The 16,396-nt window shown below is 58.5% G+C and carries 13 protein-coding genes and 2 pseudogenes; 11 read left to right on the forward strand and 4 right to left on the reverse strand.

Translation table 11 applies throughout. The features are described from left to right. Window positions 1-6: 6 nt before the first annotated feature. The 7 genes from ACIOVB_RS05560 to ACIOVB_RS05590 all read left to right on the forward strand — a co-directional run bounded on the left by ACIOVB_RS05560 (window position 7) and on the right by ACIOVB_RS05590 (window position 9,542). Window positions 7-780 carry an OmpA family protein gene (locus ACIOVB_RS05560; RefSeq protein WP_401265625.1) on the forward strand — a complete coding sequence of 258 codons (774 nt, stop codon included), beginning with the start codon at window positions 7-9 and terminating at the stop codon, window positions 778-780. 269 nt (window positions 781-1,049) lie between these two features. Next, on the forward strand, window positions 1,050-3,185 hold the full coding sequence (locus ACIOVB_RS05565; RefSeq protein WP_401265628.1) for an autotransporter outer membrane beta-barrel domain-containing protein: 2,136 nt from the start codon (window positions 1,050-1,052) through the stop codon (window positions 3,183-3,185). 163 nt (window positions 3,186-3,348) lie between these two features. After that, window positions 3,349-3,738: a hypothetical protein gene (locus ACIOVB_RS05570; protein ID WP_187676904.1), complete on the forward strand. Its 390-nt coding sequence runs from the start codon at window positions 3,349-3,351 to the stop codon at window positions 3,736-3,738. A 93-nt stretch (window positions 3,739-3,831) separates the two neighbouring features. Further along, entirely contained in the window at window positions 3,832-5,040 is a 1,209-nt protein-coding gene (locus ACIOVB_RS05575) for an EAL domain-containing protein (protein WP_401265631.1), read from the forward strand. A 90-nt stretch (window positions 5,041-5,130) separates the two neighbouring features. Then, entirely contained in the window at window positions 5,131-5,553 is a 423-nt protein-coding gene (locus ACIOVB_RS05580; protein ID WP_401265634.1) for a chemotaxis protein CheY, read from the forward strand. Window positions 5,554-5,686: 133 nt separating this feature from the next. Beyond that, window positions 5,687-6,313, forward strand: a complete 627-nt coding sequence (locus ACIOVB_RS05585; protein ID WP_401265637.1) for a response regulator — start codon at window positions 5,687-5,689, stop codon at window positions 6,311-6,313. 10 nt (window positions 6,314-6,323) lie between these two features. Next, the gene (locus tag ACIOVB_RS05590; RefSeq protein WP_401265639.1) at window positions 6,324-9,542 is read left to right on the forward strand and encodes a transporter substrate-binding domain-containing protein; all 3,219 of its coding nucleotides are present in this window, start codon (window positions 6,324-6,326) and stop codon (window positions 9,540-9,542) included. A 4-nt stretch (window positions 9,543-9,546) separates the two neighbouring features. Here the strand turns inward: ACIOVB_RS05590 and dkgB are convergent, their stop codons facing one another. Then, window positions 9,547-10,350, reverse strand: coding sequence for a 2,5-didehydrogluconate reductase DkgB (gene dkgB, locus ACIOVB_RS05595; protein WP_401265642.1), 804 nt, complete (start codon window positions 10,348-10,350; stop codon window positions 9,547-9,549). Window positions 10,351-10,720: 370 nt separating this feature from the next. On the opposite strand from dkgB, the gene ACIOVB_RS05600 reads away from it, so the two are divergent. Both ACIOVB_RS05600 and ACIOVB_RS05605 read left to right on the forward strand, forming a co-directional pair. Next, window positions 10,721-11,587 (forward strand): pirin family protein, encoded by an 867-nt coding sequence (locus tag ACIOVB_RS05600; RefSeq protein ID WP_401265644.1) that lies wholly within the window; start codon window positions 10,721-10,723, stop codon window positions 11,585-11,587. Window positions 11,588-11,736: 149 nt separating this feature from the next. Beyond that, window positions 11,737-13,179 (forward strand): mechanosensitive ion channel family protein, encoded by a 1,443-nt coding sequence (locus ACIOVB_RS05605; protein WP_187676911.1) that lies wholly within the window; start codon window positions 11,737-11,739, stop codon window positions 13,177-13,179. Between the two features lie 11 nt (window positions 13,180-13,190). Here ACIOVB_RS05605 and ACIOVB_RS05610 read toward each other — a convergent pair whose 3' ends face one another. After that, window positions 13,191-13,772 (reverse strand): GNAT family N-acetyltransferase, encoded by a 582-nt coding sequence (locus ACIOVB_RS05610; RefSeq protein ID WP_401265647.1) that lies wholly within the window; start codon window positions 13,770-13,772, stop codon window positions 13,191-13,193. Between the two features lie 127 nt (window positions 13,773-13,899). On the opposite strand from ACIOVB_RS05610, the pseudogene ACIOVB_RS05615 reads away from it, so the two are divergent. Further along, window positions 13,900-14,694, forward strand: a pseudogene (locus ACIOVB_RS05615) (exodeoxyribonuclease III). A gap of 100 nt (window positions 14,695-14,794) precedes the next feature. Continuing rightward, window positions 14,795-15,628, forward strand: a complete 834-nt coding sequence (locus ACIOVB_RS05620; RefSeq protein ID WP_401265650.1) for an arylamine N-acetyltransferase — start codon at window positions 14,795-14,797, stop codon at window positions 15,626-15,628. On the opposite strand, the gene ACIOVB_RS05625 is transcribed toward ACIOVB_RS05620, so the two are convergent. Further along, window positions 15,625-15,957: a BrnA antitoxin family protein gene (locus ACIOVB_RS05625; protein WP_401265652.1), complete on the reverse strand. Its 333-nt coding sequence runs from the start codon at window positions 15,955-15,957 to the stop codon at window positions 15,625-15,627. The two genes, ACIOVB_RS05620 and ACIOVB_RS05625, sit on opposite strands and share 4 nt — an antisense overlap. Before the next feature lie 3 nt (window positions 15,958-15,960). Next, window positions 15,961-16,244, reverse strand: a pseudogene (locus ACIOVB_RS05630) (BrnT family toxin). Window positions 16,245-16,396: the final 152 nt, after the last annotated feature.

A 16,396-nucleotide genomic window follows, 5' to 3' on the forward strand; every position in this document is an offset into this window, starting at 1 on the left:
AACCCCATGCAGACTTTCAAATTACTGCCAGCCGTTTCCCTGTTTGCCCTGATGCTCGGCGGTTGCGCCACACCGCCGGAAAACCCGCAATTGCTGCAAGCCCGTGCGCAATTTGTCGCGCTGCAACAAAAAGCCGAGTCAAACACCCTCGCGGCGATTGAAACCAAGGACGCGTTCACTGCGCTGAACAAGGCCGATCAGGCTTCCCTCAAGGATCGTCAGGCGCCGGACGTTGATCAGTTGGCCTATCTGGCCAGCCAGAAAATTGCTCTGGCCGAGCAGACCATTGTCGGTCGCCAGGCAGAAGCCGACCTGAAGAAAATCGACGCCGAACGCACTCAGGTGCAGCTTGATGTCCGTACCCAGCAGCTCAAGGCCCTGCAAGCACTGAAAGCCAAAAAGACTGATCGGGGTGAGGTAGTGACCTTCGGTGACGTGCTGTTCGATACCGGCAAGGCTGATTTGAAATACGGCAGTCAGCGTCAGTTCCAGCAACTGGCCGATTTTCTGGCCAGCAACCCGGAGCGCAAGGTGCGGGTGGAAGGCTTCACCGACAACGTCGGTAACGAAGCCGCCAATCAGGTGTTGTCCGAGCGCCGCGCGGACTCTGTCGCCAGTGCGCTGTCGCAATTGGGAGTGGATCGTCGGCGTATCGTGACCCAGGGATTCGGCGAGGAATTCTCGGTGGCCGATAACGGTAGCGCGACAGGCCGCCAGCAAAATCGGCGGGTCGAAGTGATCCTGTCGAATGGGGCCGAGGTGGTCGGCGCTCGCCACTGATCGCGTCAATGAAGCCTGTTACCCGCTCTCCTTTGAGGAGCGCGGGTTTGCTGCAAACGGTGCATTTTCGCTAGACGAATGCTTTTAATACCGCTCATGCGCTTCGGAAATTTCCTACAAACGTAGGGAAATTTCCTACTCAGAAAGTTCTCTTCGATCTCTAAATTACAGACCTCAACTGAGCCGCCGGCCTTCCGTCAGTCGTTGCTCAGCCCCTATGCCATTGGCATTTCCACTGCCGACTCGGCAGTACGAATGAGGTACTGAACATGAAGACGATCAACTCCAAAAAGAATCCAGCACTGACGCTTTCGCCCCTTGCCCTGGCCATCTTCCTGTTGCTGCCGGCACACGCGAATGCGTTCACTTCATCCGTTAACAGTGGTGCTGTAGTCGATGGTGAAACCGTGGTCGGTGGCACGCAGAATATCGGCACCAACGGTACGGCAAACAACACGTTGATCGAAGTCACCGGGACGCAGACGGTTTTTCAGAACGGTGTGTCGAATGACGCTACTGTCAACGGAGTCCAGGATGTTCAGAGTGGCATCGCCAACCGCAGCATCGTCAATGCCGGCGGCTCACAGAAGGTGGGCATCGCCAGTGTGGCCAACGACACAATTCTGAACGGTGGCGCGCAGACGGTGCAAAACCCGACAGGGCGGGCCAACCGTACAGTGATCAATCAGAATGGCGTGCAGACCGTCACGCTCATGGGCACTGCTGCTGACACGGTCATCAACAACGGCGGCCTGCAGGTAGTGACCAATAAGGGTGTTGCGAACGACACCCAGGTCAACAGCGGCGCAGAGCAGAGCCTGCAAAGGGGCATGCTCGGCGGCGTGGTGGCAACCAATACACGCATCGACGGTGGCTTACAGAGTGTCTATGACACCGCCACGGCCAACAACAGCACCGTGAGCAATGGCGGGCGGATCAACCTGTACCAGGGCGCACAGGCCAATGGGTTGGTAGCGGAGGCGGGGGGCACCGTCAATATCATGGAGGACGGTGTAAAAACCGTTGATTCCCTGACCCTCAATGGCGGCAGCCTGGCCTTCGTTCCGAGCGCTGATGGCAGCTTCAAGACGTTCACGGTCAACGCTTTGTCCGGCAGCGGCAGCATCTTGATGAACACCGATATTGCCAGTCAGCATGACGACTTGCTGGTGGTGCAGGGCGCGGGAATGGCCAGTGGCGATCACACGCTGATCGTAGGGGACTCGGGCCGCGAACCGACATCTATGGATGGACGTCTGGTGTTAGTGGACACCAATGGCGGCAATGCGAAGTTTGGACTCCATGGTGGTCATGTCGATGCCGGCGCGTTCCGCTACACCTTGCAGCAACAGGGTGATGACTGGGTGCTGGCCAGTGGTGGCAGCCTTCCTGTGGATCCTGTAACGCCTGTCGATCCAGTGACACCTGTCGATCCAGCAAACCCGCTGGATCCGGTGACGCCACCGACTCCGGTCAACCCACGACCCGAAAACCTCTCCAAGGGCACTAACGCCGCCATCGCCGCGCATACGGCAGGCGCCAGTCTGTGGAGTGCGCAAATGAATGCGCTGGTCAAACGTCTGGGCGAATTGCGCATGGGGCAGGACGATGGTGGTATCTGGACGCGTGCTATCGGTAAGCGCTTCGATGTCAGCGAACACTCCAGCCGTGCTTACACCCAGGACGTCAGTGGTCTGGAAATCGGTGCCGACAAAGCGTTTGCTGTCGAGAGTGGCAAAGTCTATGTCGGTGCAATGGTCGGCACGGCTCGTTCGGATCTGGACTTCGGCGAAGGCGCCTCGGGTGAAATCGACAGCCGCATGTTCGGGATCTATGCCACCTACCTGAACGATAACGGCGTCTATGTCGACAGCGTGTTGAAGTACAGCCGCTTCGATAACGACATCAAAACCCCGAGTAATCTGGGCGAGTCGGTAAAAGGTTCCTACAGCACCAACGGTGTCGGTGCAGACATCGAGATCGGTAAACGCATCGCGCTCAAAGATGGCTGGTTCGTTGAGCCGCAGGTCGAACTCACGGCCACCCAGACCCAGGGGGCGAGCTATACCGCCAGCAACGGTCTGCGGGTCAAGACCGATAATCTGGACTCGTTGCAAAGTCGCGTCGGTTCGCTCTTTGGTCGCAGTCTGGAACTGAGTAACGGTATGAAAGCTCAGCCATACGTCAAAGCGTCCTACATTACCGAGCACGCGGGTAGCGGCAAGGTCACCGTCAACGGCAATAAATTTGATGCCGAATTGCCAGGTAGCCGTGTGGAAGTCGGATTCGGTGGCGTGTTGCAAGTCACGGAGAAAAGCAAGATTTCCCTGGATGCCGAGTACGCCAAGGGCAACGGTATCGAGCAGCCATTCGGTGTGAGCCTGGGTTATCGCTATCTTTGGTAAGAAAAAAGGCCGCGTCGGGTAGTCCCGGCGCGGCTTTGTTGTGGGATTCCGGAAGTATTCGGATCGCTTTTCAGAACTTTCTTACATAGATCGTCGAGCCTTTTGGTTAGCGTGACCTGACCCGAGCCTCATGCTCTGATCTTCACGCCATTGTTGAAATCTCATGCCTTACAAATGCTGGCGAATCCTGATCGCCGAAGACCAGCCTTATCTGCGTGTCAGAATCGAGAAGTCTCTCAAGGAACTGGGTTGCCGCAGGCTCACAACCGCGCAGTCCTTTCGGGAGCTGCTTGGCCTGACTCATTACTCGCACGATCCTTTCGAAGGCTTTGAACTGATGATCATCAACGGCGAACTGTTGGCGGCTACCGGGATTGATCCGGTGCGATTTTTCCTCAGCAATCCGCAAATCCGCCACGGTTTGATCCATGACGCACGTCGAGGGCAGCCGAAGGCGGAGACGATTTATGCCAGCCAGCAACGTCAATTGAACCTGATTCGAACGCCCGACCGGCAGTCCCTGGACGCCGTGCTGGTGTCTCTTAATGCTTAGGAAAACTCCTACACATTTTTGGATCTTTCCTAGAGTGTTTAGTCCTCTGATTTTTGAAAATTGTCTTGCCCCTCAAGAGATGAGTCGATCGCCATGCCTACTTTGCCGCTCCGTGTCCTGGTTCTAGAAGATCATACTTTCCAGCGTTCCGTCGCGGTGAGTATGCTCCAGGCGTTGGGCTGCCAAGAGGTGTTCGAGGCCAGTGACGGCGCCCAGGCACTGGCGGTGCTGGAGACCGTCGGGCAGGTGGATATTGCCCTGTGCGACTTGCAAATGGAGGGCATGGACGGTCTGGAGTTTTTGCAGCGGGTGGGTGCGTCGGGGCAGGTCAAGTCGGTCATCATCAGCAGCTCGTTGTCGGCGGATCTGTGTCGGGCGGTGCATCAAATGGTGACGCTGCTCGGACTGGAGTTGTTGGGCGATGTGGGTAAACCGCTGGATGCGCAGGTGTTGCATGATTTGTTGAAAAAGGCCCTTGCCAAACCGGTCAGCCAGCAGTCACCGATCAGCGCGAGCCCACTGGCCAGCGAAGAGGCGGTGCGCGAGGCACTGGCGCAGCGGCAGTTAAAGGCCTGGTATCAACCCAAATTCAATCTGCAGACCAGCGAGGTCTGTGGTGTCGAAGTCCTGTGCCGCTGGCAGCACCCGACGAGGGGGATCATTCCGCCTGCGGTGTTCATGCCTGTGCTGGAGCGATGCGGCTTGCTCGACGAGTTGCTGTTTTGCCAAATAGATGAAGCGTTGACTTTGCAGACCAGTGCCAGGGCGCAAGGCTTTGTGTTGAACATCGCGTTCAATTTGCAGGCTTCTCAACTCGCCAACAGTGATCTGACGGCTGCCATCAGGCACATTCTGGTCAGTCATGCGGCACCCGGTTCAAGTCTGACCTTCGAACTGACTGAAAGCGGCCTGCTGGAAGCGCCGGCTACCAGCCTGGAAAGTCTGGTGCGCTTGCGCATGATGGGCTGCCGCTTGTCCATTGATGATTTCGGTGCCGGTTTTTCCTCGTTGCAACGCTTGTGTCAACTGCCGTTCAACGAAATCAAACTCGATGCCGATTTCGTGCGCAACCTTGAGCACGAACCGCGCTGCCGTGCGGCTATCAGCAGCACCCTGGCGCTCGGCGAAACCCTCGGCATGGCCGTGGTGATCGAAGGAATTGAAACCGATGCACAGCGCCTTCAATTGCTGGGGTTGGGCTGTACGCAGGGGCAGGGGTACTGGTACGCGCGACCGATGGCCGGGGACGATTTTCTCGCCTGGCTGCATCGGCGCAATGATCGTGAGGCCTCGGATCAATGAGCGTTTTTTTAGGAATAGTCCTACAGAGTCCGTTACGAAGCTTGCGTAGTCTTGCCGCTTCTCGAAATCGTAACCACCAGGAGATCGAGCATGATCAATAAAGCCCTGCGTATCCTGATCGCCGACCCACAGCATTTCCACCGGCTGAAAATCGAGCGTCTGCTAAACGGCCTCGACTACTTTCGCGTGGCGCCGGTGCAGAGCCTCGCCGAGCTGCTGACGCTGGTGGACTATGGGTGTGAACCGTTCGATGTCGTGATCATCAACGCCGAACTGGCAGCAGGCACGCTGGATTTGTTGGGTTTTCTTCTCGATAACCCACAGGTGCGTCATGCGTTGATCTACAACGAACCCTCGGCGCCGCTGCAAGTGGTTTCAGGCTTCGCGCAGGAAAACGTGCAGATCAATCATGCGGAGTTGCCCAGTGCGCAGGCGATCTGGCACTTGATGTCGATCGTCGACGTTCCCCAGTTGCAGCAGCAACGGCCCGTGCAGCGCCGGGCTTACGCATAGAAAAACGTTTATCGCAACTGTCAGACCTGACAGGTGCTTCATTTGCCGTTCCGTGTAACAGTCTCTGCGCAGCCACTGAGTCTGGATCAACCCATACCGGCGGTCATCGTTAACTGTTGCACCGGGAGTGCTCATGAAGTCAGCGCTGATCGTCGACGATCATCCAGTGGTGCGCGCCGCCATCCGCATCGTGCTGCAAGCCGAAGGGTTCAAGGAAATCTACGAAGCCTCCAATGGTAATGAGGTGCTGGCGTTGATCCGCGAGCACAAACCCCGTCTGGTGATACTCGACCTGCATTTGCCGGCACCTGATGGGCTGGATGTGCTGGTGCGGATTAGGGCCAACGACCTTGATTGCCGGGTCCTGGTGTTCAGTTCCCATGACCCATTGTTTTACCAGGAGCGCTGTTTACGCGCCGGGGCAATGGGCTACGTGACCAAAACCAATCAGTTGCAACAACTGCATAAAGCCATTCAAGCGGTGATGTCGGGTTACACCTATTTTTGCGCGCTGCCGGATAACGTCAGCGTGTTGAACGCAGTGCAGTCCACGGAAAAACAGATGATCGATCAACTCTCTGATCGCGAGCTGAGCATTTTCGTACAACTGGGGCAGGGCAAGGCCAACAAGGCGATTGCCGAGGACATGCACCTTAGCCACAAGACCATCAGTACCTACAAAACCCGTTTGATGAAGAAACTAGGGGTCTGTTCAGCAGTGCACTTGCGCGATTTCGCCAAGCGCAATCATTTGATCTGAGCGAGCAAACATGAGCCTCGCAGGGCGGGTTTGCTGGATGTGGCTGAGCCTTGTGGCCACCTGCGGGGCAACGGATGCGTCGCAAGTGCTGCAAGTGCTGACCCGCGCCGGGCCGGAGGATATTCAGGTTCGCCTGGACGAACCGGACCGCCAATGGTTGCGTCAACACGCAGTGTTGCGCATGGGCATTTCCGGGCCGGATTACCCACCGTTCGAAATCACCCGCAATCAGCATGAACTGGAGGGGCTCACGGCCGACTACGCTGATCTGCTCGCCCAGTTGCTCGGTCTCCGGATCGAAGTCCGGCGCTTTGCCGACCGGGATGCATTGATGGCTGCGCTGAAACGCGGCGAGGTGGATCTGCTGGGCACGTCCAACAGTTTTGAGTCGGCCGACCCGGCATTCATTCTGTCCCGTGCCTATGCCGAGGATCAGCCGATGCTGGTGAGCCGCCTCGACGAAGCCTTGCCGGTGGACCTGGCAGGCAAGCGCGTCGCCATGGTCGAGGACTATCTGCCGCTGGCGAGTGTGCAGGCGTTCTACCCCGAGGCGAGCGTGCAACGGTACTCTTCGGCGATGGATGCGCTCGGCGCAGTGGCGTTCGGCATTGATGATGTTTATCTGGGCGACTTCATCAGTGCCAATTACTTGATCAACACCAATTATCGCAACGACCTGCAATTGGCCGGGCCGTCAGGGCTGGATGCCAATCCGTTCGGCTTTGCGTTGTTGCGCAGCGATGTGCGCCTCAAACGCGTCATCGACAAGGCGTTACTGGCCATTCCCATGGAGCGTCGACAACGTATCGAGCAGCGCTGGAGTGCCGGTGTTGCCGATATGGCCGAACAGTCCCGGGTGCAACTCAGTGCCGCCGAGTTGCAATGGCTGGATCAACATCCTGTGGTGCGGGTCGGCGGCATTGGAGATTTCGCGCCACTGACTTTTTTTGATGCCGATGGCCGCTTCAGCGGGCTTTCGGCGCAACTGCTGAACTTGATCAGCCAACGCAGCGGGTTGAATTTCGAGATCGTGCGCGGGGATTCGCTGGATCGTCAGATCGAGCAACTGAAGGCGGGTGAACTGGACGTGCTGCCGGTGGTGACGCCCAGCAGCGAACGTGAAACCGAACTGCAATTCACCCGGGCCTACCTGAACAATCCGTTTGTGCTGGTCAGTGCATTAACGGCGCAGAGTCCGCGCAATCTGGATGATCTGGAGGGTAGACGCCTGGCGATTTATCGCGGCCATCCGTTGCGTGGTTATCTGCAGGAGCGCGTACCTCGATTGCGCTTCATCGAAGTCAAGAGCCCCGCCGAAGGTATGGAGTTGGTCGCCATGGGGCAGGCTGATGCCGTTGTGAGTTCGTTGGTGGTGGCCCGTTACCTGCTCGCCCGGCATTACCGCGAGCGTCTGCGCATCGCCAGCACGGTCGGCGATCAACCGGCCCGTATCGCGCTGGCCACAGCGCCGCAGGCGCTCATGCTGCATTCGATCCTGAACAAGGCACTGCTGAGCATTGCCCCGCAACAGATGGACGAACTGGTTGAGCGCTGGAGCCATGATGTGGTGCTGGAGGACAACTACTGGCTGCGTCATCGTCGCGAGATTTTCGTTGGCTTCGCCGGTGCGGCGGGCTTGCTGGTGCTGGCGCTGGGGTGGATCGGTTTTCAGCGTCGGCAGATCCGCCAGCGGCAGCAATGGTTGCAGCAATTGCAGCAGGCCAAAGAGGCGGCTGACGACGCCAATCGCGCCAAGACCACGTTTCTGGCAACCATGAGCCATGAAATCCGCACACCGATGAACGCGCTGATCGGCATGCTCGAACTGGCCCTGAAACGAGCAGAAGAGGGGGTGACTGATCGCCTGGCGATTCAGGTCGCGTCCAACGCCGGGCAACAGCTGCTCGCCCTGATCGGCGACATTCTCGACATCGCGCGTATTGAAACCGGGCATTTGTCCCTCGCCCCGGAACGGGCGAACCTGCGTGAACTGGTGGTATCGGTCTGCCGGGTGTTCGAGGGGCTGGCGCGGCAGAAACGCTTGCTGTGGCACATCGAACTCGATGCGTACAGCGACGTCGATGTGTTGATTGACCCGACGCGCTTCAAGCAGGTGCTGTCGAATCTGCTGAGCAACGCGATCAAGTTCACCGAAAACGGCGAAGTGAGTCTGCGCCTTGGTGTGACGCCATTGTCGGCCGAGCGACTGGCCGTGAAAGTGGTTATCGAAGACAGCGGAATCGGCATCAGTGCGCAGGATCGGCAACGGCTGTTCAGTCCGTTCGTGCAGGCGAGCAATCACGCGCAATCGGTGCGCAGCGGTTCCGGACTGGGCCTGGTGATCAGTCGCAGTCTGTGCGAAATGATGGGCGGCGCGGTGCGCCTCGACAGTGAGCCTGGCTGCGGGACGCAAGTTACAGTCAGTCTTGAGTTGCCTCTGTTGGACGCACTCGCACAAAAGCCTGCCACCGCTGAAGCGTCGGGTGCGACTGCGTGCTCACTGAGCGTTCTGGTGGTGGACGATCATCCGGTCAACCGTTTGTTGCTGTGCTGGCAGTTGAGTGAACTCGGGCATCGTACGGTCGACACCGAGGACGGCCATTCAGGGCTGGAGCGTTGGCGTGCGCAGCTGTTCGATGTGGTGATCACCGACTGCAACATGCCGCGACGCAATGGCTATGAACTGGCACGGACCATCCGTGATGAAGAGGTCGCGAGCGGTCGGCCACCCTGCCTGATCCTCGGGTTTACCGCCAATGCGCAGATCGAGGAAAAACGTCGCTGCCTCGACGCCGGCATGGATGAATGTCTGTTCAAACCGATTCGCCTGCATGATCTGCAGCAGGCATTGAATGGCGCGAGCCACTGCGAGAGTGATGTCGACTCGAATGAACAAATTGCTCTGACAGAAATCGACCTGAGTACGCTAGAGCAGATGGCCGGCAATGATCAATCGATGATCGAGCGCCTGCGCGGAGAAGTGCTGAATAGCCTGCATCTCGATCTGCAACGACTGGACAATCTGGGGCATGAGCATGACCGTGGAGGGCTGCGCGAGCTGGCTCATCACATCAAGGGTGGTGCGCAGATGGTCGGTGCCGCGCGCGTGGTTTCGGCATGCGCAGACCTTGAACAGGCTTGCCGCGAGGCCGAAGCCGTCGCGGTGATCATGGCACTCAATCAATTGCGCGAGGCCATGCAAAGCCTCGCGCAACGTCTTCGAGCCTGAGCCTTCAATCCCAGACGGGCGCAATGCCTTTCGGGCTGGTCAGACGATGGCCGCGATCCAGCGTGGCGATTTGCGCCATGTCGGCTTCGCTCAACGTCAGTGCCGTGGCACCGAGGTTGCTTTGCAGGTTGGCGCGTTTGGTCGACGACGGGATCACCGCGTAACCCGATTGCACGGCCCAGGCGAGGGTGACTTGCGCCGGGGTGGCGTGCAGGCGTTGGGCGATCTGCTGGATCAGCGGATCCTTCAGCACTTCGCCGTAAGCCAAGGTCATGTACGAAGTGATCTGGATGCCCTGACTCTGGGCGAACTCGACCACTTTGCGATTTTGCAGGTACGGATGCAGCTCGATCTGGTTGGTCGCGATTTTGTCGGCGCCGACCGCGGCAATCGCCTGTTTCATCAAGTCGATGGTGAAATTGGAAACACCGATCTGTCGGGTCAGGCCCAGGCGTTTGGCTTCCAGCAGCGCGCCCATGAATTCTTCGACCGGCACTTGGTCTTCCGGCGATGGCCAGTGGATGAGCGTCAGGTCGAGGTAGTCGGTCTGCAGTTTTTCCAGGCTTTCCCGGAGGCTGGCGATCAGGCGATCCTTGGCGAAGTTGGCGACCCAGATCTTGCTGGTGATGAACAGTTCTTCGCGAGGAATACCGCTGGCGGCGATGGCCGCGCCGACATCGGCTTCGTTTTCGTAAATCTGTGCGGTGTCGATGACCCGGTAGCCGAGCTCAAGGGCGGTGCTTACCGAATCGATGACCACCTGGCCTTGCAAGCGAAACGTACCAAGACCGAAAGCGGGGACAGACATTGACGACTCCAGGGTTGCAGTGGGAATGGGCAGGAGTATCCGCGTCTGCATCCGTGAGAAAAACCGTTGGTGTGGCAAAGCACTTTTGATCACAAGTCATGAATCTTTTGCGGGAATTGTGTTGTCTGGCTGGCCTCTTCGCGGGCAAGCCCGCTCCCACAGGTTTCTCTGGTGTTCGCACAATCTGATTTCACTGGAGATCCCTGTGGGAGCTGGGCTTGCCCGCGATGGCGTCGCCTCGGTTTTGAATCTGTCCGCGAGCTCACTGTTCTTCAGATAGAACAATGAAGCCGGTTTTTGCCGTCTAGTGCATTAATCGTCATGGATTTAAGCTCAATCCATTGCGTCACTTACCCAATTGGAGCCAACCATGAAAAACATCATCGGTATCTACACCAGCCCGCGCGGCCATTGGGTCGGCGATGGGTTCCCGGTGCGGACACTGTTTTCCTACGACAACCTGGGCAAACACATCAGCCCGTTCCTGCTGCTCGATCACGCAGGGCCTGCCGAATTCACCCCGACCACCGAACGACGTGGCGTTGGTCAGCATCCACACCGTGGTTTCGAAACCGTGACGATTGTTTACGACGGTGAAGTGCAGCATCGCGACTCCACCGGCAGTGGCGGCACTATCGGCCCGGGCGATGTGCAATGGATGACGGCGGCTTCCGGGATCCTGCATGAGGAGTTCCACTCGGAAAACTTCGCCAAAACCGGCGGCAAACTGGAAATAGTTCAGCTGTGGGTCAACCTGCCGGCCAAGGACAAAATGGCCGAGCCGGGCTACCAGACCATTCTGGACAGCGACATCCCGAGCATCGCGCTCAAGGACGACGCCGGCAGCTTGCGTCTGATCGCCGGTGAGTTCGACGGTCACAAGGGGCCGTCGCGCACCTTCACGCCAATCGATGTGTGGGATCTGCGCCTGAACGCTGGCAAGTTGCTGACGCTGGATCTGCACGATGGCCGCAATACGGCGCTGGTTGTGCTTAAAGGCTCGGTGCAGATCAATGGACAGGAATCGGCGGAGCAAGGGCAACTGGTGTTGTTCGAACGCGATGGCCAGCAACTCATCCTCGAAGCTAGCCAGGATGCGGTGGTGTTGCTGCTCAGCGGCGAGCCGATCGACGAGCCAATCGTCGGTCACGGCCCGTTCGTGATGAACACCGAGCAGGAAATCCATCAGGCCTTCGCCGACTTCCAGTCCGGGCGCTTTGGCCGGATGCACGGCTGACACTCACCCTGTAGGAGCTGCCGCAGGCTGCTTCTACATTGGGTTTTGCGGTGTTTTTTGGCGGGTGTTCGTTCTCTGAAATCAATTACTCCTACACTGTCCCCAATCTGTGCGATCTTCTCGCGATTGGCCCCCGTCGGAGTTGTTTGATGCTGTCTCTGCTGAGCGAACACCCGTTGTTTTGCGCGTTGATCCTGATCCTGCTCGATCTCGGTCTGTGGCGTCTGATCAGTTCCCATGGCAGCGAGTGGAAACTGCTGGTGCGAGTACTGATATTCACGTTATTCAGCGTCCTGCTGTTCAACGAAGGCCTCAACCCGATGGAGCCCGCGCCATGGGTCGATAACGTGCCGCTGCATCTGGCGGCGACCGGTTTGCAGATTGGTTGGTGGCTGTTCGGCGCACGCACCCTGACGGTGTTGATCGGCGCAGTGATGATGCAGCGTGTCGGGCACACCGGGCGGTTGCTGCAGGATTTGCTGGGTGCGGTGATTTTCCTGATCGCAATCATTGCGGCGCTGGCCTACGTACTGGATCTGCCGGTCAAAGGCGTGCTGGCGACGTCCGGCGCTTTGGCGATCATCGTCGGTCTGGCCTTGCAGAGCACATTGAGTGACGTGTTTTCCGGGATCGTGCTCAATACCACCAAGCCTTATCAACTGGATGACTGGATCTCCATCGACGGCACCGAAGGCCGGGTCACCGATATCGATTGGCGCGCCACGCGTCTGCAAACCAGCCAGGGCAGCATGGCGGTCATTCCCAACTCGCTGGCGGCCAAGGCCAAGATCATCAACTTCAGTCGGCCGAGCAACATGTTCGGCGTCTCGGTCAGCGTGCAAGTTAGCCCGCATGCGCGACCCAGTTCGGTGATCGATGCGCTGGAGCGGGCGATGCAAGGCTGCCGGCAATTACTGGAAACACCGGCGCCGAGTGTGGCGTTGAAAAGTTCTGGCAGCAGCGGTTCGGAGTACGAGATCAGTGGTTTCGTCGCGTCGATGGGCGAAAAGCGTGTGGTGCGCAATCAGTTGTTCGATCTGGCGTATCGGCACTTGCAGGCATCCGGGGTCAATCTGCTGTCGAGCGTCGAACCTGTCGTGGCGGGCAATCTCTCGCGGCCACGGGCATTGCTCGACAGCTCGCCGATTTTCTCGACCCTGCGTCAGGAAGAGAAAGACACCTTCAGCCAGAACATGACCCTGCAAACCTTCCGCGCCGGCGAGCAGATTCTGGGGGCAGGGGAGGTCAGCGACCACCTGTTCATCATTGAGTCCGGCGTGGTTACGGTGGCACTGATGCGCCATGGCGCACCGTTCGAGTCCGGACGCATGGGGCCGGGCGAAGTGATCGGCGAGGCCGGCATTCTTTCCGATTCGTCGGTGCCCGCCACGTTTACCGCAAAGACCTTCTGCGCTTTGTACCGCATCGAAAAGACCTATCTGAAGCCGTGCCTGGATGCCCGTCACGATATCAGCGATGCCATGAAAACCTTGCTTGATTACCGGCTGCACAAAGCCCAGGCCCTGACTCAGGACGAGCCGGTGGTCGTGCCGAAGAAAGGCTTTTTGCAGTGGCTGCGCAATCGCGCCTGAGTGATCCTGCGTTACTTGTAGCTGGCGAGTTTCTGTTCCAGGTGCAGGCGCACTTGCGGCCACTCGTCGTCGATGATGCTGAAACGCACCGAGTTGCGCTTGCGCCCGTCCGGCATGATCCGTTCGTGGCGGACGATGCCTTCCTGTTGCGCACCGAGGCGCAGGATCGCATGGCGTGATTTCTGGTTGTTCTCGTCGGTGGTGAACTGCACGCGCACGCAGTTCAGCACGTCGAAGGCGTGACGCAACAGCAGGTATTTGGCTTCGGTGTTGACGAAGGATTTCTGCCAGCTCGCCGAGATCCAGCTGCTGCCGATTTCCAGTTTGCGGTTGAGCGCGTCGATCTTCCAGAAACGGGTAGAGCCGATCACCTCGCCGCTGTCCTTCAGCACGATGGCAAACGGCATCACAGTCCCGGCCTCGCGGCCATCAAGGGCTTTTTTCAGGTAGCTATCGACGGTGGTCGCCGAGGGCACGACGGTGACGGTGAGGTTCCACAACTCGCCGTCGGCGGCGGCTTGGAGCAGGTCGGCGGCGTCGCTGTACTGAAGCGGGCGCAGAAGGATGCGCTGGCCTTCAAGCTTGGTTTGCATGGAATTCTGGTCTCGGCAGTGCGGGCGAATGACGAGCGCCTATTACGCCGCAGCGAGACGATCCGATGCAACCAGTGCGGTGGCCGCAGGGTCACTATTTCTATCCCTACCGGCAGGAGCCCGGACGATGAAAAACCTGCGGATCGCCACGTTCAACGTCAACGGCCTGCGCGCACGGTTGCCCAACCTGCTTGATTGGCTCAAGCGCGAGCAACCGGACATTGTTTGCCTGCAAGAACTGAAATCGCTCGACAGTGCGTTTCCCGCCGTCGAGCTGGAAGCGGCCGGTTACGGCGCGATCTGACACGGCCAAGCTGCCTGGAACGGCGTGGCGATTCTCGCCCGTGATGCGCAACCGCTGGAAAGCCGCCGAGGCTTGCCGGGCGATCCCGAAGACAAGCACAGCCGTTATCTGGAAGCCGCGGTGCATGGCGTGCTCGTCGGTTGTCTGTATCTGCCCAACGGCAACCCGCAACCGGGGCCGAAGTTCGATTACAAATTGGCCTGGTTCGAGCGGCTGATCAGTTACGCGGAGGATCTGCAAGGCAGCGATCACCCCGTGGTGCTGGCCGGCGACTACAACGTCGTGCCCACGGACATGGACATCTACAACACCCGCTCATGGCTCAAGGATGCGTTGCTGCAGCCCGAGAGTCGCGAGTGTTATCAGCGCTTGCTTGACCAGGGCTGGACCGATTCGCTGCGGCATCTCTGCCCGGACGATCGCCTCTACACCTTCTGGGATTATTTTCGTAACCACTGGCAAACCAACTCGGGTTTGCGCATCGACCATCTGCTGCTCAACCCGGCGCTGAGCCCTTATCTGCACGAGGCCGGTGTAGACGCCTGGGTGCGCAACGAACCACATGCCAGTGACCATGCGCCGACGTGGATTCGTATTGGTTCACGCAAGAAACGCTAGAGGCGATTGGTGAAATCAATTGTCGAAATCAGTGCCCGATCCCGTATACATGGCGACCATCAACGCAGTGACCTGCGGCCCCATGCAAAAGGACTGAGCAATGAGTGAGCCACGCCTGACGAGTTTGACGCTTTATCTGCAACGCCTGGGTTTCGATGCACTGCCGGCGCCGACGCTGGAAACCTTGCGTCAGCTGCAGTTGCGTCACACCGGCGTCTTCCCCTTCGAAAACCTCGCGACGATTACCGGTGCACCGGTAATGATCGATCTTGCGTCAATTGAACAGAAAGTCCTGCACGATGGCCGAGGCGGTTACTGCTACGAGCTCAATCACCTGTTTTTTGCGCTGTTGTCTGAATTGGGCTTCGACGTTCGGGCGATCAGTGGGCGAGTAGTGATGAATCAGCCCGAGGGCACCTGGACCGCGCGCACGCACCGCTTGAGTCTGGTGACACTCGACGGCGTGCGTTACATCACTGATGTCGGTTTCGGTGGCATGGTGCCGACTGCACCGCTGATCCTCGACACCGAGGCTGAGCAAGCCACTCCACACGAACCGTATCGCATCGAAAAACAGAACGATGGTTACATGCTGCGCGCCAACGTCGCGGGAGAATGGCGGTCGATGTACCTGTTCGATCTACAGCGCCAGGAGGACATCGATTTCACCATCGGCAACTGGTACGTCTCGACCCATCCGCAATCACCGTTCGCCAATCGGCTGATGGTCGCGCGCACGGGTAATGGCTGGCGCAAGACGTTGAACAACGGCAACTTCGCCGTCCATCGCATGGGCGCCGATAGCGAACGGTGCGAAGTGACCGACGTTGATGAGCTGATTGAATTGCTGGAGCAGGAATTTGATCTTCGCCTGCCCGAACAACCGCAACTGCGCCACGCGCTGGGGCGGATGATTGTCGCGCCTGAAGCCTAGGGCTTCGCATCCGGCTCCAGTACCCGACGAATCTCCCCGACGGCCGCCGACAGCTTTTTCTCAAGACTCTTGAGGTCGGCGGCGGTAATACCTTTCTTGAACTGCCCGCCGTGGTCAGACTCGGTCTGGCCCTGACTGTCTGCGCCGTTGAGCAAGGCATGGCGAAGGGTGTTATTGATCACCGTCTGATAACCAAACCCTTCGTTTTCCGCCACGGTGCGCGCGGCCTCGATAACTGCATCGTCGAGCATGATGGTGATGCGGGTTTTGCCCTTGGTGGACACCACTGCGCCACGTTTGCCCTGAGAGAAGTCGTATTCGTCTTTCATCGGTCAATCCTCCAGAAAATACTCGCAACGTTCGCCCGGTGTGGCGACACGCGCAGAAATGATTCGTATGACATTCGCTTCGCGGTAACTGTACGCAACCACCAGTAAACGTCCCTTGGCGTCGAGGCCGAGGGTGATCCAGCGTTGTTCGTCATGGTCGTTGTCCTCAATCTTCAGTGCTCTTTCGTCGTGAAAAACCGCTTCGGTCTCGGCAGGCTCACGCCTCTGTGCTTGAGTTTGTTGGCTGCGTTCTTGCTTTTGTCGTACTGAATAGTGAATGACTTCATTATGCATACTTTGTATGTATAAAAAAGAGTGCAACCACACCGTCGGTCGCCGTGAACACTTCAGCCTAGTGGGGGATGGTGGAGGGGGCAGCGGGGCATGTGTTGCCGGATTTGTGGGGGATGCAAGCAGCGGGATAGAAGGTTGGGTGGCT

It is taken from the genome of Pseudomonas sp. NPDC087639 (genome assembly GCF_044743385.1).
Lineage (GTDB): Bacteria > Pseudomonadota > Gammaproteobacteria > Pseudomonadales > Pseudomonadaceae > Aquipseudomonas.

Bases quoted from the DNA above. Each gene is read 5' to 3' on its own strand.
- ACIOVB_RS05560 (WP_401265625.1), top strand. From the start codon at position 7: ATGCAGACTTTCAAATTACTGCCAGCCGTTTCCCTGTTTGCCCTGATG.
- ACIOVB_RS05565 (WP_401265628.1), top strand. From the start codon at position 1,050: ATGAAGACGATCAACTCCAAAAAGAATCCAGCACTGACGCTTTCGCCC.
- ACIOVB_RS05570 (WP_187676904.1), top strand. From the start codon at position 3,349: ATGCCTTACAAATGCTGGCGAATCCTGATCGCCGAAGACCAGCCTTAT.
- ACIOVB_RS05575 (WP_401265631.1), top strand. From the start codon at position 3,832: ATGCCTACTTTGCCGCTCCGTGTCCTGGTTCTAGAAGATCATACTTTC.
- ACIOVB_RS05580 (WP_401265634.1), top strand. From the start codon at position 5,131: ATGATCAATAAAGCCCTGCGTATCCTGATCGCCGACCCACAGCATTTC.
- ACIOVB_RS05585 (WP_401265637.1), top strand. From the start codon at position 5,687: ATGAAGTCAGCGCTGATCGTCGACGATCATCCAGTGGTGCGCGCCGCC.
- ACIOVB_RS05590 (WP_401265639.1), top strand. From the start codon at position 6,324: ATGAGCCTCGCAGGGCGGGTTTGCTGGATGTGGCTGAGCCTTGTGGCC.
- dkgB (WP_401265642.1), bottom strand. From the start codon at position 10,350: ATGTCTGTCCCCGCTTTCGGTCTTGGTACGTTTCGCTTGCAAGGCCAG.
- ACIOVB_RS05600 (WP_401265644.1), top strand. From the start codon at position 10,721: ATGAAAAACATCATCGGTATCTACACCAGCCCGCGCGGCCATTGGGTC.
- ACIOVB_RS05605 (WP_187676911.1), top strand. From the start codon at position 11,737: ATGCTGTCTCTGCTGAGCGAACACCCGTTGTTTTGCGCGTTGATCCTG.
- ACIOVB_RS05610 (WP_401265647.1), bottom strand. From the start codon at position 13,772: ATGCAAACCAAGCTTGAAGGCCAGCGCATCCTTCTGCGCCCGCTTCAG.
- ACIOVB_RS05620 (WP_401265650.1), top strand. From the start codon at position 14,795: ATGAGTGAGCCACGCCTGACGAGTTTGACGCTTTATCTGCAACGCCTG.
- ACIOVB_RS05625 (WP_401265652.1), bottom strand. From the start codon at position 15,957: ATGAAAGACGAATACGACTTCTCTCAGGGCAAACGTGGCGCAGTGGTG.